Here is a 4,464-nt window from a genome sequence, read left to right on the forward strand (position 1 = left end):
TGGTATTTTTCCCTTTCCTGGGCAGCACAGACAGCAACCTATCCCTGCACAAGGCGGGTCCCTGGGATGCAGTACATTCCCCTATTCTGGAAAATCTAAAATTAGTAGTCCCGGGCAGTAGCGACATTCGTATCTGTTACATTCCCTTTGGCCTTTGTTGCAATAGCACCCAGTCATGTTTCATATTTATTTCAATTTGTTTCATCAGCGCCAAAAACAGCGTTTACTGGGCCGCAAACGTTTTTTTCTTTTCAAGGTTGCGCAATAATATGTATCTTCAACACCTAAACCAATAAAACCAATGCGGAGGGATTTTTTTTCGACAGTCATCCTATTATTTGCTTTTGTACTCTATGCACATGGACAGGCCACGCGTATTTATGACAATCGGGACTATGGCTTTGGCGAACTTTCTTCTAACCTGACCAGCAGTATCAGTCAGGACAAGCACGGTTACATCTGGACCGGCACCGAATATGGGCTCAACAAATTTGACGGCACCCGTTTTGTGCAGTATCTGCATGACGTGCAGGACAGCACCTCCATATCCAGCAACAATATTATCATTCTTTATCTGGACCATGACAAAAGGCTGTGGGTAGGTTGCAACAACGGTTTGCAGTACTATGATGAAAACAGCGATCAGTTTGTGCGCATCCGTTTTCCCAACCAGATCGCGCCACACATCACGGATATCATCCATAAAAAAGACGGACACATCTGGGTGGCCACTTCGGGTTGGGGCATCTTCGATATCCAGGCCAGCCGCAGACAGGCTGTATCGCTGCCGAGAATCAATGCACAGGTAGGTGGCATGTTTGCCCGCAGCATCTTTGAAGACCAGCACCGCGCGACCTGGGTAGCGGTGGACCGCGTGGGCGTATCGCGTATCTCGGCCGACCAGAAACAGGCCAAGCGACTTTTTTCCGACCTATTGCCACAGCCCAAGGGTGGCAATTACGACATCGTCGAGCAGACCGACGGCAGGCTCGTATTTGCCTCACCCTCCAAAATATGCCGTTATGATGCGGTGAAAAACAGTTTTGAAGCCGTGGACTTTAAGGAAAAATTCCGGTCTACCGTGACAGGGATCCAGCTTTCCAAAACCGTAAAAAACCATTTGCTGATCAGTACCGAGGAGGACGGCCTCTGGTATCTGGATCTAGGACGGGCGCCGTTGATCGCGGCACCTGCCGAACTGCCCAATCTGGACAACGACTACCGGCGGGGGCGTATCCGTACGATTCTGCAGGATCGCGAAAACAACCTCTGGCTCGGCTGGTTTCAGCGGGGGCTGGTCTTTATTCCGGGGCAGAGCAAGCAGTTTGAATTCTGGCGCATCCTGAGCCGTGAAAAAACTGATCAAAAGAACATCACCGCGATCACCCGGGATCGGGACGGCAACATCTGGTATGCCCTGGAGCACGGCGGCATATTCAAAACTGATCCACAAGGCAGCTCACATCAACAAATAAATACCATTCAGGATGTCACCAAACTCGAAACTGGGGCAGACGGCACGATCTGGTTCAGCTCGTACGAAAAAGGCTTAGGGCGCATTGATCCGCATACCGGTAACACTGATAATCTAAATATCTGTTCCAACAAACAGGTCAAAGCATTTGCCTTAGGCAGAAACAACAAAATCTACATCGCTACTTTCGGTACCGGATTTGTCGAGTACGACAGCCATACCGGAGTATCTCGAATTTTCAGCATGAACACCACCAATTCGACAAAAGGTGCACTGGCCAATGACTGGATTTCGGCTGTCCTGTGCGATCAGGATGGCCTCGTGTGGCTGGGTCACCATAAAGGTATCAGCTGCTATGACCCTGTCCGTAACAGCTTCTCCGGACAATTTACCGACCATAGGCTCTCCGAGCAGATCACGATCTCACTCCTCGAGGACCGAGCCGGCCATATCTGGGCGGGAACCTACAATGGGCTCTATCAAATTAATAAAAAAAACAGCAAGATCCGCAGTTATACCAGCAACAATGGCTTGTCCAGCAACGTGATATCAGGTCTGGGCTGGGACCGCAAGGGCCATATCTGGTGCAGCACCTTCAAGGGAATCAACTGTCTGAATCCAACCTCGGGAAAAATCGTAAGCTATTATACGGGGGATGGGCTAGTTGACCGGTCCTACAACCGCAGCGTTTTCTTCCAGGATAATGATGGGAAAATATACTATGGCGGCAGGCAGGGCATCACCTCTTTTTTTCCCGAAAAGATTCAGTTGCAGACCTACTCCTATCCGGTGCTGATTACCAACCTCTATGTCAAAAATCAGCCGATCAAGCCGGGTATGTCTCCCAGCGGCAGCGTCATCTATCAGGGCGACCTGATGGCTGCCAATGCATTCTTTTTTCACAACAACGACGACAGTTTTACCTTTGAACTGTCCACTATGGACTTCAACAGTCCCGAAAACGTCCATTACGAGTACCGCATCAAGGGCATCAACAAAAGCTGGAACGCCACGCTGCCCGGAGTCAATCTGATTACCTACAACAACCTGTCTTCGGGGGAACATGAGCTCGAAATACGGGCCTGTAAATTTGGCGCCTATTCGCCGAGCCGTACGGTGTTACTGCATATCCTGCCGCCTTGGTACCTCAGCGGTATGGCCTATTTTGTGTATTTCCTGCTGATTGCCGGTCTCGTCTTCCTGATCAACAAATACCTGCGCGAGCGGCGGCTCGAACGCCTGCATGCTTTCAGGTTGCAGCTCTTTACGGATATCTCCCATGAAATCCGCTCTCCGCTGACCCTTGTGATGAGTCCGATCGACAAGCTGATCAGACATGCTCCAGATCCCCAGACGAGTTCGACGCTGCAGAATATGAACCGCAATGCACAGCGGATCCTCGGTTTGGTCAATCAGCTGCTCGACATCCGCAAGCTCGAAAGCGGACACCTGAACCTCAAGTTTGCCCCTGTCAATGCTGTGAACTATGTGAAGCAGGTCATCAGGGCCTTCGAGGATCAGGCGCTGGCCCATCAGATCGAGCTGTCGGTACGCAGCGAAGCCGATGAGATCCCGTTATGGATCGATGCGGGCAGCTTTGAAAAGATCATCCACAATATTGTGTCCAATGCGTTTAAGTTTACGCCTGACGGTGGGAAGATCAGCCTTTCGCTGGCTGTCCAAGCAGGGAAAAACGGGGGCGAAAGTTTCCAGCTTGTCGTCAGCGATACGGGGACCGGTATACCCGAGAACGATATCCGTCATGTGTTCAAGCGGTATTACCAGTCCACTGCGGACGGTGCCGCCCAGCGTCAGGGATCCGGCATCGGCCTCCACCTGACCAAAGTACTGGTCGAACTACATGGTGGAAGGGTACATGCCGAAAATAGAAAGGACAGCAGTGGCTGCTGCTTCGTGATCAGCCTTCCGATGGGCCATAGACACCTACGCAAGGAAGACTTGGTCGCCTTTCAGCCACTGCATACGCCTATCGATCAACAACCTGAAAAAGCCGTCGTTAGTGATCAGCAGCCACCCAAAAACGGCTACCAGAAGACAGGTTATAAGGTTCTGGTGATCGATGACGACTGGGACATCCTGCAGTTTTTGCGTCAGGAGCTGACCAGTGGCTATAAGGTTCTGGTTGCACAAAATGGCAGTGAGGGATTTCAACTGGCCCTGGCCGAGCAGCCCGACCTGATTATTTCTGACGTCGCCATGCCGGCCATGGACGGCTATACCCTGGTCAAGAAAATTAAGAGCAACAGTACCACCAACCATATACCGGTAATCCTGCTGACAGCGCGCACCAATACGGAAGACCGTATGGAAGGCATCGGCCTGGGTGCAGATGCCTATCTGACCAAGCCTTTTATGGTTGACGAACTGCATCTGATGGTCGGCAACCTGATCAAAAACCGCATGAAAGTGAAAGGGAAATTTTCGGGGGCGCAGCAACAGGATGGCAAGGTAAAGACGATCAGCTTTAAGTCCAGTGATGAACTGTTGATGGAACGTATCCTCAGAACGGTCAACCAATATCTGGAAAATCCAGAGTTCAATGTGCAGTTTCTGGCTGACGAAGTCGGGCTGAGCCGCGTACAGCTGCACCGCAAGGTAAAGTCCCTGACCGGCATTTCAACAGGGGAGTTTATCCGAAATATCAGGCTGCAGCAGGCTGAAAAACTGCTGCTGGAGAAAAAGATGAATATTTCGCAGGTGGCCTATGCACTTGGCTTCACTAATCAGACGCATTTCACCACGTTATTCAAGAAGATGTACGGACTAAGCCCGACCGATTATATCCAGCGGCACAGCTACAGGAAAAATTGAAGTGTTATAGGATTGCCATCCTTGGTGCGTAAAAAATAATTTGAACTGCATTTCTCGCACAATGATCATCGTTAATTTGGCTATCAGAAAACACCTATGTAATTCGTATCTTATTTACTCATCCCTCAAGCTATTCACTGGATTTGCCAAAGCCGCTT

The 4,464-nt window shown here is 50.4% G+C and carries 1 protein-coding gene; it reads left to right on the forward strand.

Going from position 1 to position 4,464, the window contains the following annotated elements; all coding sequences use genetic code 11:
- The first annotated feature begins 301 nt into the window (after positions 1-301).
- A complete protein-coding gene (locus tag VN105_RS23135) occupies positions 302-4,306 on the forward strand; it encodes a hybrid sensor histidine kinase/response regulator transcription factor (RefSeq protein WP_325644672.1) in 4,005 nt (1,334 codons plus the stop codon).
- Positions 4,307-4,464 lie beyond the last annotated feature (158 nt).

This window comes from Chitinophaga sp., from assembly GCF_035564935.1.
Taxonomy (GTDB): Bacteria; Bacteroidota; Bacteroidia; order Chitinophagales; family Chitinophagaceae; genus Chitinophaga.